Below are 19030 nucleotides of genomic sequence, written 5' to 3'. Positions count from 1 at the left end.
CCAGGGAGGGGCTGTTCCCAAAATGTCAGAGCTGAATCCACTTGCCTAACACGGCCCTGAGGTTTTCCTTTCTTACCGGTTTTGCCAAATAATCATTCATACCGCTCTCGCGACAGCTCTCCTCGGTGCCGGGTAATACGTCCGCGGTGAGTGCAATGATCGGTGTCCCTGACTGACCGTTACCCTGTTCCCACTCTCGGATGTGTCGAGTGGTTTCGTAGCCATCCATGACCGGCATCTGGCAATCCATGAGAATGACGTCGTACCCGGTATGGTTGGTTTTAACCAGCTCGAGAGCCTCTTCACCGTTACTGGCGGCGTCTGTATGAAATCCCAGCCGGGTAAGCATGGCGCTCGCCACTCGCTGGTTAACAAGATTGTCTTCGACAACGAGGGCATGGGCGGACGTATCCGGGTTGATTCTGGCTGCCGGGCGCTCCGGTTCAGGCTTTGCAATGGAAGCTGAGAGTTCAAACGGTAGCTCAAAACGGAAGGATGACCCTTTGCCAAGATCCGTTTCTACCTGGATATGGCCACCCATAAGCTCAACCAACCGCTGTACCAGAGACAAACCAAGCCCTGTCCCGCCGTAGAGTCGGGTGTGGCCACTATCCAGTTGCTCGAAAGAGTTGAAAATGTCCGAGAGGCGCTCGACAGGAATGCCTGAGCCGGAGTCGCTGACCGAACAGTTGAGAATGATGCAGTTATCCTCCAGTGAGAAGCATCCTGCCTGAATATTGATGAATCCGTCTCCGGTGAACTTGATGGCATTATCCATCAGGCCAGCAAGAATCTGCCGTAGCCGGGCCGGGTCGCCGGCTACCAGGGCTTGGTCAGGCCATTCTCCATAGAAGTTCAGGCTCAGGGAAAGGCCATGTTGTTCCGCAAGATGGCGATAGGTAGCGGTGCAGTTGGAAATCAGATTCTTTAGATCAAACTCCTGATTTTCCAGCTCCAGCTTGCCGTTTTCTATTTGAGAGAAATCCAGAATGTCACTGATGACTGTCAGCAGGTCTTCCGTGGACTGTTTCGCAGTAACGAGATAATCCCGTTGCCGTGGCGTAAGGCTGTCTTCCTGAATCAACTCGATCATGCCAAGCACTCCGTTCAGCGGGGTGCGCAGTTCGTGGCTCATGGTTGCAAGAAACTCGGATTTCGCGTGATTTGCCAGTTCTGCTTTCTCCCGGGCGCTTTCGGAGGCTGCGAGCGTTTGATTCCGGGCGGAGTTGAGGTTGTCCAGGTGAGCGGCCAGTTCATTCAGTTGTTGTTCAATTTCCACAACTTCCCGGGCGTTGTTGTGGTTATTGACGGGTTCTTCGGAATAGTCCCGGTTGATGAGCTTTGCTACCCGGTCGGTAAGCGCACTGATGGGTGAGAGAATGGTATTCAGATAATGATTCACCAGAATGATTGTAAACAACAGCAGAGCGATGCCTACCGCAAGGGAGGTCCACAAGATATCCTGGCGACGGGTGGCAAGGAGTTCGGTGCTCACGCCTACCTGCACTGTGCCGACCCGGAGAGCGCCGGAACCAAATCCATAATCGGGTTCAAACCACTCGGTTTGCCTTCCTGAATCCAGCTCCAGAGGTTGTTGGAGTATTTCTGCCTCGTAAATGCTGTAACGCCCGACTTGAGTGGGGTTCTCAACGGGTGTCTCGGAAACAAAGCCAATCTGGTCACCCATCACATCGGATACCCGGATCCATTCTGCCTTGCTGCGTCTCAGCGATTGCTCCAGGATCTGCTCAAGCGCAATTGTATTGCCTGATACCACAGGGTATTCCAGGGCAGGCGCAAGACTATCAGCAAGCATTTGGCTGCTCTGGGACAGGTCGCGGCGAGCATCGTCAAGACGAGCGGACGTGAAAAACGCCATCAGCACGACAAACATAAGGACTGCGGGTAGGGCGCCCAGCAGCAGTAGCTTGCGTGATAGCGGAGTCTGGCTGGAGTGCAATTTACTCAACGTCTGCCCCTCCGTGCTCATTCAACGTCTCATTCACGGCCGCTTCAACCTCTGCTCGCTCGGGCAGGGGAATATTCAGAGAGCGTGCTACCTGTCGATTGATCTCAACACGATAGAGGTCGGGATATGCCGGCGATGGTAACTGACCGTTGGCATAGTACTCTTTGATAAACCCGGACGCCTTCTTGACCATGGCTGAAAACGGGGCATAGTTCGAAGCAAGGGATCCCACTCTGACATAAGCCTGACTGGGACCTATGACAATCTTGTTGCGCCGGTATGCTGTCAACAGGATGTGTTTGATCGTGCGGGGGTTGTAGATGGCATCGTCGGGAGCTGCGAGCAGGAAATCTCCATAACTCAATGCCCTGACCAGGGTCGGAATCAGGTCGTCATCACTGTTCACCACAAACATCCGCGCTGTCATTCGAAAGGCTGCCAACTGGTCAATGAGTGGCTCATAGAGCTCCACGGAGTCAGTCGTCGCCAATAGCGCAATTTTTGTGGCGTGGGGCAGAATGACTTGCCCCGCGACAGCCTGACGGATCAGCGGTACATCATAGAATATTCCGGATACCTGGCCAGGCGACCGGGAGGCGAAGCCATCGATGAAGTCTTTTTTAACGAGCATCGCCAATATGGGGGCGTCTCGATTGGCCTGTCGCACTCTGGAAAACGCCGAGGGTCCGATGGTGACTATCGGCGTGTCCCTGATCATTGCTACCTGATCATCAGACACCGGAATCAGGTTCGCGTTTTCACCCAATTGTTGCTGAAGCAGGGATAAAAGATGCTGATCCAGCGAGGTATTGCCGGAACCCGCTACGTAAACGGTGCTGTCCCGCGTTTCCTGCGAGTAACACGCCGACGACATGGCAAGCGCTAACAGACAACACAGAGTCTGGAATACCATTTTCCGAAAGAAACAGTCGCTCTGACGACCGTGCCTGATGTCCTTGATTCGTGTCATACCGTCCTGGGTCACGTACTTTCCTTGCTTCAGAAATTAGAAGCGTATACCGGCCTCAACAAAATACTGGTTGCTGTTTTTAATAATATTGTCTGGGCTTATCCAGGCTTCCTGATCAATGTAGTGCTGAACGTTAAACGCCAGAACATAACTGTAATTCGACCGGTCCACCCGACGTGCAAGGCGGAAATCAGCGCGCTTGAAACGGGTATCCCTGACCTCTTGGGCGAGGTAGAAGGAGACCGACGAAGTGAGTTCAAGTGGCAGGTCCTGAATCCACGCAAAACTGCCTGAATGGCGAGCAGACAGGCGGCTCAGAAGGTCAACGGCACGCTCTTCTGTTCTTGGTGGTAATGCGCCAGGCTCACCCGTATACCGGCCTTCCTGATCCAGATAGGCGTAGGTTGCGCGCAGCTTGGTTCCGGGGAATTCGAGAGAAGTCTCCAGCTCTACCCCTTCCTGCTCCAGGGCCACGTTGTTGTCGATGTACCAGTCCTCTTCGTTGATCACACCACTGATCATGTCACGAAGGTAGTCGTTGAAATAGCGAACTTCCACGCTCATCAGGGCAGTGTCCAGGTGAAACTGCCCAAAATAGCTGATTTCACGGGAGGTGATCCACTCTTCCTCTAGTTCCTCACCGAATGTGCTTGTTTGCGGATCAACCAGGTCCTCAACCAGAAAACGTGTTCCTTCGAGCGCCTCGAAAGGGGGTTGAATGTTGGCTGGACGGTATGACCAGTCCGGATTTTGTTCGAAAGCATCCGGTGTGCGCACTGCGCGTGAAAACACAAATCGGATGGCGTGGTTATTATTGATGATGAAATTGGAGGCAACTCGGGGTGAAAAGTAAATTTCCCCGGTTGTGGTTGTTCTTTCCCAGTTACCACCAGCGTTGAATGTCAGCCAGTTCAGCGGAGAGTATTCTGCGTTGGCGAATAGTCGAGCCTGATAATTGTGCCCGGAACCGTTGAAGAACGTTTCAGACCGATAGGTGTCTTTTCTGTAGCCCATACCTGAAACGAACTGCAGCTCCGGGTTCAGGATAATCGTGTCCTGAAGCTCGAACTCGAGTCGTGATTCCTCTGAGTCTTCATTGAGGTCGGCGACAAAAGGACCTTGATCGGTCGGGAATGCAGGTGCACCGGGCGGCAAAAGTGTTACGAACTCATCTGCCGGAATGGCAATTGACCATCTCTGCCTGCGTTTCTGATTCTGATAGCTGGCCTGCACATAGTAGAAGTGCCGATCTGAGGTAGCGCCATTGAAACGTGCCTGCAGATAATAATCATCCATTACGATGTCGGGGTTGGTGAGGGCGCCGAGTTTTCCGGACTTGTCTTTATCCTCTTCATTGACGCCATCCAGCACTCCCGCTCTGAGATCCAGTGAGTGCTGGCCGTCTAATGTGATGATGCTATCGAAGTTGAAGTTATTGACATCGTACCCATCGTGAAAGGGAATTCTTTCGTTGCTTTCTATTTGCTCATCAAAGCCGTTTGACTTTCGCTTTTCATAAGAAAGGCGCCAACTTCCATCGCGACCAGTATCTCCGGCCGAGGCAAAGGTCCTCAGGTGCCCCCGAGAACCCACAGAACTATACAATTCAGAGCCTGCGGTATCTTGTGGTGAGCGGGTAATAATGTTGATGCTGCCGAGGAAGGCATTGATGCCGTAAGCCGCCGAGTTGGGGCCGCGGCTTACCTCGATACGTTCGATGTTCTCGAGTGCCACAGGCATGGCGATCCAGTCTACGTCTGCCAGACTGACGCGGTAGGCTGTGCGGCCATCAATCTGAACCTGCAGTCGCCGCTGCTCGTACTGTGAGGTGCCGTGATAGGTCGTTACCTGGTTATTGCTGCCCCGTTCACCGACGACCATGCCCGGCACAAGCCGGAATACTTCGACCAGATTCATGACACCCAGGTCGCGAATCATGTCCCCGGTAATGATTGTTGTCGTGCCAGGCACTTTCAGTTTGGATTGCCTGAGCCGGGTTGTCGTCAACACCTCGGGCAGTTCAGACATTTCGCCGTTAAAGGCCAGGAACTCAGGTGATAAAGCCGGGTCGGAAGGCTGGGCAAATGCAGGCATTTGTGCTGTGCAACAGAGCAACAGAGCAACAGCTGTTTTTTTGGTGATTGGGACGAATGCACTGACTAAGTTATATTTTATCGAAACACGCATAGTTCACGTTTTATAATCTGCCGGGCTCAGGAATTGGAACTGTCTTCTTTTCTTTGGTGTCTATCGTATGGGACTACACACTGTTTGTCTCTCAAAAATGTAATCAATCTCAGGGCTGGGAGCTACAGCTTTATGAATTGCTGGGAAATCCTCGGAATTGAACCCACTGGTGACCATGAACGAATTCAGCGGGCCTATGAACAGCAGTTGAAATTCGCATCGGGAGAAGACGCAAATCGTCTTGATCAGGCGTTCAGGGAAGCCACAGGGCAGATGCCGGCCTCCCCGAAAGGTGGGCCTGAATCTGAAATTCCGGATGAAGCCCCCGCTGCCGTTGACGAACCCATCTCTGGGGCGAGTAATCAGCCACTGGACGGAAATGAGGGGCAAGTTGTCCGTGAAGTGGTCATCCAGATCAAGGCCTTGTTGAACGATTCCTCGCACAGCAAGGATGCCGGGATCTGGAAGGCCATTCTGTGTGAGCCGCCGGCTGATCAGTCGCGGCTGCGTGCTGAGATTGGTCGACAGCTGGAGCCGCAGATTCGCCCAATGGCGGAGAATGGAAGTTTTCCCGAATCCGTCACTCATTTTCTTGGCCACTGGTTTGGCTGGTCTAGCCTGCAGGCAATGCCGGAAGAAGCTGATGAGCGAATCTATCGTGAATCGGAAGTGCCAGAGGTGGGTGAGAACGAGCCCCCCCAGATGGTCAACTTCTGGCCAGCGGTCATTGGCTGGATTATCGGGTTGGTCATTCTTGCCAGTTTTTTCGGGGGAATGGGTGGAGGATAAACTCCACCCATGAAACTGACGGGCCATGGCGACCCCATCCGTGGCCGTTCTGCTTCTACAGTGTGGCCACGCAGCCGTCGCTACGGGGATCAGCCGCACCCTCAATCACGCCATCTGGCTTTCGCACCAAGGCTCCGGCGTGCCCCATGGTATCGCTGAAAGCCTCGTTCAAAAGCTCAACGTCGTGTCCGGCCGACTTCAGTCGGTCAAGCAAAACCGGGTCGAACCGGCTTTCAAACTTGAGGGTGGTGGTGGTGTCACCCCAAGTCCTGCCGAGCAACCATCGAGGCGCTGTCACGGCTTGCTGGAGGGGTTGGTCGAACATGCCATAGCGGCTGAATACCATCGCCTGGGTTTGGGGTTGGCCTTCACCGCCCATGGTCCCATAGCTCATTATCCGGCCGTCATCGAAATGGGCAAGGGCCGGATTCAGCGTATGGAATGGCTTACGGCCGGGCTCAAGTGCCTGAAGTGCTGCCGGATCCAGTGAAAAACTTATGCCGCGGTTCTGCCAGTTGACCCCGGTTTCTTTAAGAACAACCCCGGAGCCAAACTCCCAGAAGATGCTTTGAATGAAACTGACGGCTCTGCCTTCGGAATCGATACAGCCCATCCAGATCGTATCGCCCGGCTTGGCGGGGTCCGGCCACGGCAACGCGATTTTTGGGTCAACATTGGCCGCCAACGTTGCGAGTTTTTCCGCTGTCAGGTAATCGTTTGGCTGTTCCGGTAGCCGGTCAGGATCGGTAACAAGGCGATCTCTGACCCTGAAAGCCTGTTTGGTTGATTCCACCAGGCCATGAATATAATCGAAGCCTTCAGCCTCGGAGACACCCAACTGGTCGAAAATACCCAGAATCATGAGCGATGCCAGCCCCTGGGTGGGCGGCGGCAAGTTAAAGATTCGGGCGCCCCGCAATTTGGTTTGTAGAGGGGCAACCTGCATCGCGTGATAGTCGGCCATATCCTCTCGGGTTAAGGGGCTGCCGATTTTTGACAGCTCGTCCCCGATGGCTTTGCCCAATTCTCCCCGGTAAAAATCATCCAGTCCGGCCCGGGCAAGTTGTTCCAGCGTTGCGGCCAGTGTCGACTGTTTCATCAGGCTGCCGGGCAGGGGGGATTTGCCACCGGGCGCAAAGGTATCAAAAAACCCTGGCGCATCGCTCATCTGATGTGCTTTCTCAGCCGTCAGTCTGGCCTGGCTCTCTGTTACGATAATGCCGGACGTTGCCTGATCGATTGCCGGGGCCAACAACCGGCTCAAAGGTAATGGCTTTCCCCAGTTCGCTGCAACATTCAGGGCCTGTTGCCACCCCTCGATGGTTCCTGCGGTGGTCAGAGCTGCCATAGGGCCACGGGAAGGGATCTGCTGATGGCCCTTATAGAAACCTGTGGTTGCGGCCTTGGCCGCACGACCGCACGCGTCGATGGCGATCGGCGCCTTGCCGGGCTCATGGATAAGCCAGAACCCATCACCGCCAATTGAGTTCATATGCGGGTAGACGGTGGCGATAGACGCCGCCGCCGCCACCATGGCCTCGACCGCGTTACCGCCGTCTTTTAGGACATCCCGGCCTGCCAGGGCCGCCTGATGATGGGGTGCAACGAACATCCCTTTTGCTGAATAGACCGTTTTAAGCATTTTTGTTGTCTCCAGGAGCGATCATCGTATTCGGGCACTCGTACATTATGTGGTTTGCGCGGAGTTCAGCTGACAAGGCCATAAAACATACGCAGCGACGTGATGAACAGAAAAAGCGCGAACAGTTGTTTCAATAGTTTTGCGTTAATCGCATGGGCGACCCGTGCGCCGATGGGCGCCATCAGCATGGTTGCGGGCACGATCAGGGCCAGACCAATCAGGTTGACGTACCCCAGGGTCAGCGGAGGCCGTGCTTCGACGCCCATCCCATTGATCAGGAAAGCAATTGCACCGGGAACACTGATAACAAAGCCCAATGCGGCGCCGGTACCGACTGCGTTGATCATCGGCACGCGCATGGCGCTGAGGATCGGAACGCTGAGAGTGCCACCACCGATTCCCATCAATGTCGATGTTCCGCCAATGAAAGTACCCAGTAAGCCTGAACCCATTGGTCCGGGCAGCCCGTCACTGACGCTGAAGCCATCCTTTTTGAATGCCATGTTGAGAGCCACAAGAAGTGCGATCACTGCAAAGACCGCGGTCAGCACCTGACCATCCAAAACACCACTTGCGATAGCTCCAATCCCGACACCGATGATAACCCCGGGGACGAGCTTCTTGAGGATGTGTGGGTCGAGGCTACCCCGCTTGAAATGGGATCGAGACGAAATGATAGATGTCGGGATGATTGTAGCCAGGGAGGTCCCGACCGCCACGTGCATCCGCACCGCTTCATCGATTCCGAGAAAAGTGAACAGGTGATAGAGCACCGGGACGATCACAATTCCACCGCCCACACCAAGCAACCCCGCCATGAGCCCGGCAATGATTCCGGTCACCATTAAAGATAAAGCGAGCCCGGCAAGCCAAGTCGCGGAATAATCGGCGAAAAAATCCATACTTCAGTTCCTGATTGAGAGTTTCTACCAGCCAATGGCTTCCGGGAGCCACGTGACCAGTGCCGGGAATTGGAAGAGTACTACGAGTGCTGCAAGTTGCAACGCCACAAAGGGCAAAGCGCCAACATAAATGTCCCGTGTTGTGATGCCCTTAGGGGCGACCCCCTTCAGGAAAAACAACGCCCAGCCAAAGGGTGGCGTAAGGAATGACATCTGCAGGTTCATGGCAACCATAATAGCGAGCCAGACCATGTCGGTCCCGTAGTTCATAAATACCGGCAGGAACATTGGCAAGGCAATGTACGATATTTCAATCCATTCCAGGAAAAAACCGAGAATAAACAACAGGGCCATAAGGAACAGGATTGCTCCGAATTCACCGCCCGGTAGCATTTCGAACAGCGCATGAACCATCTGTTCACCACCGAGACCCCGGAAGGACAGAGAGAAGGGTTGAGCGCATAGCAGGATGAAAAACACCATGGCAGAGATTACCAGCGTGCCATGCAAGGTTTCCTTGAGCAGAGCCGGGCTGAACCGCCTGGACAGGATGGCGATCATCAGTGCGCCCAAAGCCCCCATTGAGGCTGCTTCCGTCGGAGCAGCAACGCCACCCACAATGGAACCAAGAACGGCAAAGACCAGAATCAACGGCGGCATTACGTGGGCAATCAGGTCTTTTACGAGCTGCTTTTTACTTGTCTCCGCTCGCTCTTCTGCGGGAATGGCAGGAACCAGTTCCTTTTTGAAAACACCCAGTAGCAGCAGGTACAAGATATAGATTCCGGCCAGAATCAGCCCCGGTATAAAAGCGGCCGCGAACAGTGCGCCAACGGATTCTCCGACGATGTCAGATAGCAGGATCAGAACCAGGCTGGGGGGAATGATCTGACCCAGTGTCCCGGAGGCGCAGATGGTCCCACACGACACGCTGGGCGAATACCCCCGACGCATCAGGGCAGGGAGGGTCAGAAGCCCCACGGTGACCACCGTTGCGCCAACGATACCGGTTGACGCACCCATCAGAACGCCCACCAGAATAATCGCAAGGCCCATGCCACCGTTTAAACCGCCCATCGCCTTGCCGATGGTCTCCAGCATATTTTCAGCGACTTTCGATTTTTCCAGCATGACACCCATGAATACGAACAAGGGTATTGCCAGCAGCGTGTAATTGGTCACCACGCCGAAGAGTCGTGCGGGCATGAGGTTGAACAGCGACGAACCAAATCCCAGGTAGCCGGCAATAAAGCCGGAGACCGCGAGCGATATAGCCACCGGTATACCAATGATCATCAGGCCGAGAAACCCTGCGATCATACCAATGATGAGCCACTCGTTTCCGCTCATGCTGAAGCCTCGGAAGAGAGAGAGGCCGGTAATTCCATCGGGTTCTCGGGGTCCGAGAACTGGACCACGGCTCTCAGGGTATCCGAGACACCCTGTGTCACGAGTAAGAAGAAACCAAAGGGAATAAAGGCTTTTAGCAAGTAGCGCATAGTCAGACCACCAGGATCGGGTGACCCTTCATTCAATTGATAGGATTGAGCAACATAGTCCAGTGCCAGCCAGGCAATAATGCCGCCAACCGCCACCGTTAGCAGAGAAGCGACAAGATCGACCAGGGCCTGTGCCCGCATACTGAAACGCTCGTACAGAACGTCAATGCGAACGTCTGCCCGGTGCTTCATGGAATAGGCCAGGCCAAGAAGCGCGATGGGGGAGACCAGGTGCCATTCCAGTTCCTGCAGTGATACCGGGCCAATGGAAAAGAGGTACCTCAGGATGACGTTGGTTGCCACAAGCAGCACCAGGGCCAGCACGCAAAAGCGTGCCAGCCCACCCAGCTGCTCGACCAACCATTCGAGACTTCTGATTGTCATTCTCATGGTCGAGCTCCGGATTACATGTTGAGCAGAGGTTTTTCGCTCAGGGCTGCCCAGGAAGCATGCTTATCCTTAAACGCCATGTAGGAGTCATAAACAGTCTTCATCTGAGCATCGGCATTGGCCATCGTGAGCAGCGTATCGGCTGTGACTTCTTTCAATCGGCTCACAATCGGTGCAGGCAGCGGTTTCGCAATAACCCCTTCATTTTCAACCAGGTCCTTGAGGGCATCCGAGTTGTTTGCCTCCGACCAGGACAGACTCTCAAGAACTGACGCCTGTGCTGCCAGCTGAATAATCATCTGAAGGTCCTTGGGCATGCTGTCCCAGACTTTCTTGTTAATGAGCAGTTCGGTGACATTGGTGGGCTCGTGCCATCCGGTGGTGTAATAGTTTTTCGCTGCTTTGTGGAGGCCAAGACGGCGATCCTGGTAGGGGCCTACGAACTCCGCTGCATCAATGACACCACGTTCCAGGGCAGGAAATATCTCTCCGCCCGGCAGCAGTCGAACAGTGACACCGAGTTCGCTGTATACCTTGCCAGCCAGTCCCGGAATCCGCATTTTCAGACCTTCAAGGTCTTTAAGGGTCTCAATCGGCTCCCTGAACCAGCCCGTCATTTGTACGCCGGTGTTGCCCATTGGAAACGCAACCAGTCCATAGGGTTCATAGAGTTCGTGCCACAACTTCAACCCGCCGCCCTGGTAGAGCCACGCCATCATGCCCTGGGTGTTCAGTCCGAAGGGTACGGTGGTGAAAAACTGCGCTGCGGGGATTTTTCCTGCCCAAAAATAGGCGTTCGCCGCGTTCATCTCGACGGTGCCCTGTGCCACGGCGTTGAAACCTTCGAGTGCAGGTATCAGCTCTCCTGCGGCAAAATGAGAAATGTTAAGTCTGCCACCAGACATTTCGCCGACCTTTTTACAGAAGTCCATCGGGCTTCCTGGTCCCTGAACGTAGAAAGGTGAGCCTGGAGGATAGGCATTTGTCATTTTGAGGTTGAACGTTTCTTTCGAGGCTGCGGCGGTGGCAATCGCCGGCGCCCCAAGAGCAATACCTGCGGTTGTAGATGCTAACGCTGCGCCGAGGAATTTCCGTCTGTTAATCGTCATTGCACATGCTCCACTGCTTCAGTTGACCGTTAAAAGGTGTTTCTTTCATTGTCAGTGGAAGCCTTTGCACGCTATGTGCCAGATCCGAAACTAATTTAAAGCTATGAAAAATAACATTAAAATGGCGTTATTGGTTCTTGGTGGCAAGACTGGTTTATGTTCGAAAGGGAGGCATGGGCGTGAATTTTTCATTGGGGGCCGGTCTCAGTGACACCCGGTTTCCATTCCAAATGAGTGCAAAATTCCGTTAATGGAAGTTTTGATCTGACATGTGTTCACCGATTGATCCGGGGAGCGTCATTTGTCAGATGCGCACCAAATAATGACAGAACGCATCATTTTGAGACAACTTCAGACGCCCTCAACACCAGCCTCAGAGGCGTGCTCCGCCCCGCCTGTGTTTGACGCGCTTCAACAGTGAGCTCGAATGCACCGATAATATATCGGGATTGGAAAACAGGTATTCAGACACAAATTTGTGAAACGTTTCGTGACTGTCCACCAGGGTGTGGATATGCAGACTCTGCAGGTCTGTCATGATGTAGAGGCTGACCACCTCCGGTTTGGATGCGAGATCTTCGGCAATTACCTCGATCGCGCGAGGTGCAACTTTCAGATCTATAAAGCTCGAAATGGTTTTGCCAAGCTTTTCCGGATTGATTACAGCAGTAAACTGTTCGATCAGGCCCGATTCAACCATATCCTGAACCCGAGCCCGGGCGTGGGTCCGGGAAATATCGAGCTGTCGCGCTATATCCGCAAAAGAAGCACGACCATCTTTAATCAGTAGATTTAGCAACTCAGTATCAAGTTTATTCATGATTCCAACATCAAAGCATTTCATCGAAGATCGCAGGATAGCGCGTTGCGGGTAGTGAAGCGATTAATCCGTTGTCTGTGGCTGACCGGGTTTTCCATTTTGGTAAAACCGGTAGTCGGCAGTATTGACGCTTCGCGTTGCGAAGCGGTACATAAACGTAAACCCGGGCCAGTTGATCGTATTCTTGCCATTGGAATCCAGATACCAGGAGGTGCAGCCGGCATCCCAGACACTGCCGGTGAGACTGCTTTGGACCTCCGAGGAAAAACGTTCCTGGCGGTCCTTCCGCACATCCATGGCCGAGCCCGGGTTTTCCTTCAGTGCATTAAGGGCGCTGAGCACATAGCGGAATTGTGACTCCAGCATGTACACAATGGAGTTGTGAGCGAGGTTGGTATTGGGGCCATACAGTATGAACAGATTCGGAAAGCCGCTGACAGTGATTCCCTTGAAGGCGGATGCGCCATCCTTCCAGGCCTGATTCAGGGAAACTCCCGAACGGCCACGGACCGTCATCGGGGAGAGGAATTCCGAAGCTCTGAATCCGGTACCGAATATAATGGCGTCTACCGGGTAATGCCTCCCGTCCCGGGTGACCACGCCGTCTTCATTGATGCGATCAATCGGAGCCGTGACCAGGTTAACGTGCGGCTGATTGATTGCCGGATACCAGTCGTTGGAAATCAGGATGCGTTTACAGCCGATCTGATAGTCGGGAATGATGTGTTTCAGTTTCCCCGGATCGGTAACGTGTTTCCGGGCCTCTTTTTTTGCCTCGCGGGCGAATAATTCCAGTAGCCCTTTGAATTTGGTAAAGGCCAGCGCGCGGCTTTCGTTTTTCCAGTAAATGAGACAGCGGTACAAACGGTCCCAGCCCGGAACGGTTTTGAACAGGGTTTGTTCCCAGGCCCTGAACGGGCGGTCCGGTTTGGCAAGTACCCAGGCGGCGGAGCGTTGAAACAGGGCAAGGGATTTAACCTGCCTGGCAATTTCGGGTACAAACTGGATGGCGCTGGCACCGGTACCAATGACGGCCACGCGTTTGTTGGTCAGATCGTAGTCGTGATCCCAGCGCGCGGAATGAAACATCTTGCCGGCAAAACGCTCCATGCCTTCAATCTCTGGCCAGGCTGGTTGATTGAGCTGACCGGTCGCTGTTATCAGGACGCTGGCTTTTAGCTCTTCACCATTTGCCAGAGTGACCGCCCATTGATTCCGGGCTTCATCAAACGTTGCTTCCTGCACCTCTGCGTTGAACCGTATGTGATCCGAGAGGCCGTACTTGCAAACACAGTGTTCCATGTAACCAAGGATTTCCTTCTGGAGCCCAAACTTGCGGGACCAATCATGCTTGGGCTCAAAGGAATAGGAGTAAAAGTGGGACTGAACGTCGCAGGCGGCTCCGGGGTAGGTGTTATCCCGCCAGGTGCCACCGACGCGATCCGCTTTTTCAAGCAACGTCAGGTTGTGAAAGCCGGCTTTTTTGAGCTGGATAGCCATACCGAGGCCACCAAAACCGGTACCGATAATCAGAATGGACGGAGAGTCAGACGTTTTATTCTGGTGCATGGGGGTGGTCCGGTATCTTTTTGTTTTAATGATAACTCTGAGTATACGGCCCTATATCAGGACCTTGGATGGCTTTATATGACAGTCCGGGTGGTCAGAACGACCAATTTGAGGACCCGGTGAGCAATTCTTCCGCAGGTTGCGACAGCAGGCTCGTCAACAGCGGCGGCTCAAACTGACGGCGGATACTGACAGCGTAGAATTCCTCGAACACACCGGGCAGGGCGCCGTAATCGTACAGGCTGCCGGCCTGCAGTTCGTCGCGAACAACCACGGGTGGCAAAACTGCAAAATGTTGGGTGTCCCTGGCCAAAAGACGCATCATGGCCATGTCATCGACTTCAGCAACAATCCTTGGTCTGAGTTTGTGGTAATCACACAGCTGGTCAAACGCGTGGCGGATATTGTTGTCCTGCCCAGGGACGATCAGGCTCCGTTGGGTCAGTAACTCAGGAAAAGTTGTTGCTCCGCCAGCACCTGGCGGGCCGATCACACTGACAGATTGCCGGGCAATCCGTCTGGATCGCCAAGGGGTTTCCTCGTCGCCGTGAACGGGCTGGTTGGACAGAACGAGGTCAAGTCTGTGGGCCGAAAGCCGCCTCAACAAATCCTCAAGAGTCCCGCTTTGAATGCTCAGTTCCAGATCTTCGCGTCCGAGCAGTGGTTTCAGAAACCCTTCCTGAAAGTTTCTTGAGAGAGTCGCGACGGCTCCGATTTTGAGACTTTCCCGGTTGGCCTGGGAACCGGAACTGAACAAGGCCGTCAGTTCTTCCCCTTGCCTGAAAATGTCCTCTGCATAGCCAAAGGCTACCCGGCCAGCCTCTGAAAGCCTCAGTCGCCGGCCTTCCCGAACAAATAATTCATAACCAAGGCTGTCTTCCAGTTTTCGTATCTGTCCGGACAGTGCCGACTGGGAAACATGCAGAGATTCAGCAGCCCGGGTCAGGTGCCCGGTTTTGGCTACATTCCAGAAATAGAACAGGTGATGGTAATTGAGTTTCATGAATTATGTTCTCATAAAACGAACGATAGGATCTTTATAAACTATTTTTAATAACGATGCATTCCCTGCAAAGTATCGCCAACTGCGAAGGGAGGCATTTATGAACGATATTGCGACGGCTCTTTCAATGCCAGCTCTGCTGGCCTGGCTCATTCTGCCGGTTTCGTTGCTGCTGTTGGCGGCATTCAGTAGCTGGACAACCAATCCACTGAAACTGAATCATTGCTGGAGAATTGCCGGTCGGCTCCTGGCATGGTCAATGGTCGCAACGTTGGCGATTGGCGGGCTGCTTGTCGTGGATGCCTGGCTGGGAGACACGGGGCTTCCTGAACTTGGACACCGCCTGGGCCTGCAGCCGGATGGCCTGGCGGTCTGGATGGCATTGATGGTGGCCTTCATTGGATGGGTGATTCTTCGATATGCAGATAATTACCTTCAGGGAGACCCGGTGCGAGACCGTTTTCTTCCCTGGTTCCTGACCACATTGGCGAGTGTTCTGTTTCTGGTCTTCACCAACAACCTGCTTGTGCTGGCAGGGGCTTGGGTAGGTGTCAGCCTTGCTCTGCACCATCTGCTCACCCTTTATCAGGACCGCCCGGAGGCGCGCCTTGCGGCCCTCCAGAAGTTTATTGTCAGTCGTATTGGTGATGCCTGCGTCATTGGCGGCGTTCTGCTTCTCTACACACATTACGGAACCTTTCACCTCCCGGTCATGCAGGCTTTATCCGCCGAGGCATCCCAGGGCTCAATCGCACTGGAGGCTGCCTCAGTGCTTCTTGCGGTAGCCGCTGTTCTGAAATGTGCACAAATCCCGTTCCACGGTTGGCTACTCCGTGTCATGGAGGCACCAACCCCAGTTTCGGCGCTCCTGCATGCCGGTGTGATCAACCTCGGTGGCTTCTTGTGGCTGAGACTGTTTCCGGTATTCGACGGGTTTACGGCGGGGCATATGATTCTGCTGGCAGTTGGAGGGATCACTGCGGTTGTCGGTATTTTGACAATGATGAGCCAGCCGTCTGTCAAACATGCGCTGGCCTGGTCCACGTCTGCTCAAATGGGATTTATGTTGTTCGAGATCGGTATGGGCGCGTATACCCTGGCGTTTCTTCACTTGCTGGCCCACTCGCTTTATAAAGCTCACTCGTTTCTTGCGTCAGGACGCACAGTTGCAGCATCCAAAGTGGCCCCGTTTGAGGATGCCCGGGTGGCTTCACGCCTGGCTTGGAGCACAGCGGTTGCCGGAGTGGCTCTGCTGATACTCTGGCTCCGCCCGGAGCTTGTGGAAAACAATGCGGTACTTGGTGCAATGCTTCTGATGGCGGTATTCGGCGCGGTGTTCGGCATTCCGGCAGGGGCCCAAGTGCTGCGCAAACTGGCTCTGAGCGGTCTTGCCGTCGCTCTGGCACCTCTGTACGGCGCAGTTCACTGGTTGCTGGGCCCTGTCATTTCAGCGCAGCCGGGCTATGTTTTACCGCTTGCCGGTGTTGTTATCGGCTTGGTGATGGTGGGGTCTCTGGCCTTCATATCGCTGTTTCTCTTAATCGCGCCGCAAGGTCCACTGGCGCGAGCGCTACGGTTTCATATCAGTCATGGCTTTTATCTGGTACTCCCGTTTGATCAGATCACGGCGCGCCTGGCGGACTATCTGAAACGCCGGAAACAGAGTCAGAAAACGCCTGAAACCAAAACCGCCGCTTTGGGAGAAAGCTTATGACCGCCGCAATCCTGTCCCGGTCCGGAGAGCCGACGCTCTCAGCCGATCAGCGCGAAGCTCTGGCCAGGGGGGTGTCATCCATTCCGCCGAGCTGGCCGCTCGACCGCTGGATTGCCGTTAACCCCTGGTGGGGGCGCAGACACCTTCCAGCGGAACAGGCCGCCGCTATCCCGGGCGCCAGAACGCACACCTCAATGCTCATGCCGGCGTCCTTTTACCTGGACGCGTGGAGTGGCGGACGGATTCGTGAAACGGATGTCCGCAAAGCGATTGCCGAGTCCGGTTCCCAAAAGGAACCCGGAGCTCTCGTTTCAGCGCTTGACCGTTTACCTGCCGAGTCTGCGAAGGGAGCGCCCTCGGTCCTCGATCTGACGAATAAGCCCGGCACCAGCTCCCCGTTGGAGGCTATGCGCCAGCAAATAGCGCGGGCATGTGCTCTTTTTTTCGACGTCAGACAGTCTCGTTGGCTCAGCGATATTGCAGCAGGAAGCCTGCTTGAGAGCTGGCTGGAGCAAACCCGAAATGACTTGCTGCTGGACCGTAAGGTTGGTCTGAAGGGGGTACGGGCGATCGTTGAGAGCCTTTCGAATGAAGAGGTGGACGCCTCTGAATGGGCATTGGGTGTGTTGAATCTGTCTCCGGATGATTTGGAGTCCCTCGCCCAGCGGCTGCTTTTCGAGCTCATCGGGTGGAGCTCCTGGTGCAAGGGCATCGATTGGCGAGCGGAACTCGAAGGAAACCAATCCGGATTGTGCGATCAACTATTGTCGATTCTGCTGGTTTGCGAGGCAATGGGCGTTCAGGTGGCATCAGCCGAACTGCGTCACCAGTGGCAAGCGGATTGGGGTAGGTATCGGAGAGCGCTACCCAATGCCGGGGATGAGCTGCTATGGACTTGGCACAGAGCCTACGAAATCGGCTATCTGCGAACACTTGTTCACACGTTGAGTGCTAGCCAGAACCAGGTGATTTCCAATTCAAGGGAGTCTGCCATCGCGGAGTTTCAGGCTGTCTTTTGCATTGATGTCCGGTCGGAGGTCATGCGTCGACATCTTGAGGAGGTATGTCCGACAACGCAGACTCTGGGCTTCGCCGGCTTTTTTGGAATGCCTGTGACCCATCAGGGTCTGGGTCCTGAAGGGGACACACCCAAGCTTCCGGGGCTGCTTGCGCCGGCGTTCAGGTTGGCGGATTCCACTGGCGACCGTCAGAAAGACCGGATCCTGAGCCAGGCCGCTGACCAGCGTGAACTGGCCCGGCAGGCTGTCCGTAAGGCCAAATACAGTAGCCTGTCGAGCTTTACGCTTGTCGAAACCACAGGGCTTGCCTGGGCGTGGAAGTTGGTGCGTGACAGCCTGAATTTCAACAAAGAGGCTGCAAAAATACCGGACGGGATGCACAGCGGCCTGTTTCATCGTCACGGTGGCGATCCGGTATCCGACATCGAAAAATTGGAACTGGCGGAACAGCTCCTGCGAGGTATGTCGCTTACTTCCGGATTTGCCTCTTTGCTGGTTTTCGTCGGTCACGGGAGTCATACCGACAACAATCCGCACCAGGCTGGCCTGGCTTGTGGCGCGTGCGGAGGCCAGAACGGGGGTGTGAACGCCGGGCTTGCCGCCAGACTGATCAACGATCCCGTTGTGCGCACGGGTTTGGCCGAGCGCGGGATACGGATTCCGGATTTCACGGTTGCCGTTGCCGCCGAGCATTGCACGGTAACCGATAAAATACAGGTTCTGGACAGGGCTCAGGTTCCAGACAGCTATCTGGGCAAGCTTCGCAAGCTTGAAACAAGCTTTGCGGATGCAGGGCAACGGACACGGCGTGAGCGCGCCACAGCGTTGAATCTCAATGGTCTGGACGATCAGCCCCTGATGAGCGAGCTAACCAGACGTACCGTTAACTGGTCCGAGGTGCGCCCGGAGTGGGGCCTTGCCAATAACGCGGCCATCGTTTTTGCACAGCGGTCACGGACAAGAGGGCTGGATCTGGCGGGACGCGCATTTCTTCATGACTACGATGAGTCTCTCGATCCTGAAGGCAGTGTGCTTGAGAGTTTAATGTCGGCGCCAATGGTCGTCGCCAACTGGATCAACCTGCAGTATCTGGGTTCGGTTGCGGCACAGAATACCTTCGGATCTGGCAACAAGCTGCTTCACTCGGTAATTGGAGGAAACGTTGGCGTCATTGAAGGTAACGACCCGGATCTCAGGATCGGTCTCTCATATCAGTCGGTCCACGATGGGCAGCAGTGGCGCCACGAGCCGGTGAGACTGAGCGTTTTCATTGATGCGTCACGCCTCAGCATTGAGAAGGTCATTGCACATCAACCCGATGTGGCAGCTTTGGTTGAAAACCATTGGTTGTGGCTGTTCAGGTTCTCGGAGGGGGGCGTAGAGCAATATCAGAATGGTAGCTGGCACAAATTCTGAAACATGGGGGGGCAGCCAAGGTGCGCCCCCCA

General features: G+C 54.6%; 14 protein-coding genes. 3 read left to right on the top strand and 11 right to left on the bottom strand.

Going from position 1 to position 19030, the window contains the following annotated elements; translation table 11 throughout:
* Positions 1 to 25: 25 nt before the first annotated feature.
* The 3 genes from BKP64_RS06150 to BKP64_RS06140 are packed head-to-tail and all read right to left on the bottom strand — an operon-like array spanning position 26 to position 5033.
* Positions 26 to 1990, bottom strand: a complete 1965-nt coding sequence (locus tag BKP64_RS06150; protein WP_099092549.1) for an ATP-binding protein — start codon at positions 1988 to 1990, stop codon at positions 26 to 28.
* On the bottom strand, positions 1962 to 2954 hold the full coding sequence (locus tag BKP64_RS06145; RefSeq protein WP_227515518.1) for an ABC transporter substrate-binding protein: 993 nt from the start codon (positions 2952 to 2954) through the stop codon (positions 1962 to 1964). The genes BKP64_RS06150 and BKP64_RS06145 overlap by 29 nt, the downstream gene beginning before the upstream one ends.
* A 21-nt stretch (positions 2955 to 2975) precedes the next feature.
* Positions 2976 to 5033, bottom strand: a complete 2058-nt coding sequence (locus BKP64_RS06140; protein ID WP_227515517.1) for a TonB-dependent receptor plug domain-containing protein — start codon at positions 5031 to 5033, stop codon at positions 2976 to 2978.
* Between the two features lie 225 nt (positions 5034 to 5258).
* Here BKP64_RS06140 and BKP64_RS06135 point away from each other — a divergent pair, with 225 nt between their 5' ends.
* Positions 5259 to 5915 (top strand): molecular chaperone DnaJ, encoded by a 657-nt coding sequence (locus BKP64_RS06135; RefSeq protein WP_070967354.1) that lies wholly within the window; start codon positions 5259 to 5261, stop codon positions 5913 to 5915.
* 55 nt (positions 5916 to 5970) lie between these two features.
* Here BKP64_RS06135 and BKP64_RS06130 read toward each other — a convergent pair whose 3' ends face one another.
* From BKP64_RS06130 to BKP64_RS06095, 8 genes are all read right to left on the bottom strand, one after another.
* Complete coding sequence (locus BKP64_RS06130; protein WP_070967351.1) at positions 5971 to 7557, bottom strand: gamma-glutamyltransferase family protein; 1587 nt, start codon at positions 7555 to 7557, stop codon at positions 5971 to 5973.
* A 65-nt stretch (positions 7558 to 7622) separates the two neighbouring features.
* Positions 7623 to 8459: a sulfite exporter TauE/SafE family protein gene (locus tag BKP64_RS06125; protein ID WP_070967349.1), complete on the bottom strand. Its 837-nt coding sequence runs from the start codon at positions 8457 to 8459 to the stop codon at positions 7623 to 7625.
* A 24-nt stretch (positions 8460 to 8483) separates the two neighbouring features.
* Complete coding sequence (locus BKP64_RS06120; RefSeq protein WP_070967345.1) at positions 8484 to 9809, bottom strand: TRAP transporter large permease; 1326 nt, start codon at positions 9807 to 9809, stop codon at positions 8484 to 8486.
* Positions 9806 to 10348 (bottom strand): TRAP transporter small permease subunit, encoded by a 543-nt coding sequence (locus tag BKP64_RS06115; protein ID WP_070967343.1) that lies wholly within the window; start codon positions 10346 to 10348, stop codon positions 9806 to 9808. The genes BKP64_RS06120 and BKP64_RS06115 overlap by 4 nt, the downstream gene beginning before the upstream one ends.
* A 14-nt stretch (positions 10349 to 10362) precedes the next feature.
* Positions 10363 to 11457 (bottom strand): TRAP transporter substrate-binding protein, encoded by a 1095-nt coding sequence (locus BKP64_RS06110; protein ID WP_083329168.1) that lies wholly within the window; start codon positions 11455 to 11457, stop codon positions 10363 to 10365.
* 373 nt (positions 11458 to 11830) lie between these two features.
* Positions 11831 to 12277 (bottom strand): Lrp/AsnC family transcriptional regulator, encoded by a 447-nt coding sequence (locus BKP64_RS06105; protein WP_070973579.1) that lies wholly within the window; start codon positions 12275 to 12277, stop codon positions 11831 to 11833.
* Between the two features lie 63 nt (positions 12278 to 12340).
* Positions 12341 to 13846 carry a flavin-containing monooxygenase gene (locus BKP64_RS06100; RefSeq protein ID WP_070967340.1) on the bottom strand — a complete coding sequence of 502 codons (1506 nt, stop codon included), beginning with the start codon at positions 13844 to 13846 and terminating at the stop codon, positions 12341 to 12343.
* A gap of 94 nt (positions 13847 to 13940) precedes the next feature.
* On the bottom strand, positions 13941 to 14849 hold the full coding sequence (locus tag BKP64_RS06095) for a LysR family transcriptional regulator (protein WP_070967337.1): 909 nt from the start codon (positions 14847 to 14849) through the stop codon (positions 13941 to 13943).
* Positions 14850 to 14949: 100 nt separating this feature from the next.
* On the opposite strand from BKP64_RS06095, the gene BKP64_RS06090 reads away from it, so the two are divergent.
* Together BKP64_RS06090 and BKP64_RS06085 are read left to right on the top strand one after the other, a co-directional pair.
* Entirely contained in the window at positions 14950 to 16563 is a 1614-nt protein-coding gene (locus BKP64_RS06090) for an NADH-quinone oxidoreductase subunit L (RefSeq protein WP_070967335.1), read from the top strand.
* Entirely contained in the window at positions 16560 to 18998 is a 2439-nt protein-coding gene (locus BKP64_RS06085; protein ID WP_070967332.1) for a YbcC family protein, read from the top strand. The genes BKP64_RS06090 and BKP64_RS06085 overlap by 4 nt, the downstream gene beginning before the upstream one ends.
* Positions 18999 to 19030 lie beyond the last annotated feature (32 nt).

The organism is Marinobacter salinus (assembly GCF_001854125.1).
Classification (GTDB): domain Bacteria; phylum Pseudomonadota; class Gammaproteobacteria; order Pseudomonadales; family Oleiphilaceae; genus Marinobacter; species Marinobacter salinus.
The sequence above is the reverse complement of the archived record's forward strand: the minus strand, read 5'-3'. Positions and strand labels throughout refer to the sequence as shown.

What these genes read in the sequence shown, in the direction of transcription:
- BKP64_RS06150 (WP_099092549.1), bottom strand. Translation starts at nt 1,990, where the DNA reads ATGAGCACGGAGGGGCAGACGTTGAGTAAATTGCACTCCAGCCAGACT.
- BKP64_RS06140 (WP_227515517.1), bottom strand. Translation starts at nt 5,033, where the DNA reads ATGCCTGCATTTGCCCAGCCTTCCGACCCGGCTTTATCACCTGAGTTC.
- BKP64_RS06135 (WP_070967354.1), top strand. Translation starts at nt 5,259, where the DNA reads ATGAATTGCTGGGAAATCCTCGGAATTGAACCCACTGGTGACCATGAA.
- BKP64_RS06130 (WP_070967351.1), bottom strand. Translation starts at nt 7,557, where the DNA reads ATGCTTAAAACGGTCTATTCAGCAAAAGGGATGTTCGTTGCACCCCAT.
- BKP64_RS06125 (WP_070967349.1), bottom strand. Translation starts at nt 8,459, where the DNA reads ATGGATTTTTTCGCCGATTATTCCGCGACTTGGCTTGCCGGGCTCGCT.
- BKP64_RS06120 (WP_070967345.1), bottom strand. Translation starts at nt 9,809, where the DNA reads ATGAGCGGAAACGAGTGGCTCATCATTGGTATGATCGCAGGGTTTCTC.
- BKP64_RS06115 (WP_070967343.1), bottom strand. Translation starts at nt 10,348, where the DNA reads ATGAGAATGACAATCAGAAGTCTCGAATGGTTGGTCGAGCAGCTGGGT.
- BKP64_RS06110 (WP_083329168.1), bottom strand. Translation starts at nt 11,457, where the DNA reads ATGACGATTAACAGACGGAAATTCCTCGGCGCAGCGTTAGCATCTACA.
- BKP64_RS06105 (WP_070973579.1), bottom strand. Translation starts at nt 12,277, where the DNA reads ATGAATAAACTTGATACTGAGTTGCTAAATCTACTGATTAAAGATGGT.
- BKP64_RS06100 (WP_070967340.1), bottom strand. Translation starts at nt 13,846, where the DNA reads ATGCACCAGAATAAAACGTCTGACTCTCCGTCCATTCTGATTATCGGT.
- BKP64_RS06095 (WP_070967337.1), bottom strand. Translation starts at nt 14,849, where the DNA reads ATGAAACTCAATTACCATCACCTGTTCTATTTCTGGAATGTAGCCAAA.
- BKP64_RS06090 (WP_070967335.1), top strand. Translation starts at nt 14,950, where the DNA reads ATGAACGATATTGCGACGGCTCTTTCAATGCCAGCTCTGCTGGCCTGG.
- BKP64_RS06085 (WP_070967332.1), top strand. Translation starts at nt 16,560, where the DNA reads ATGACCGCCGCAATCCTGTCCCGGTCCGGAGAGCCGACGCTCTCAGCC.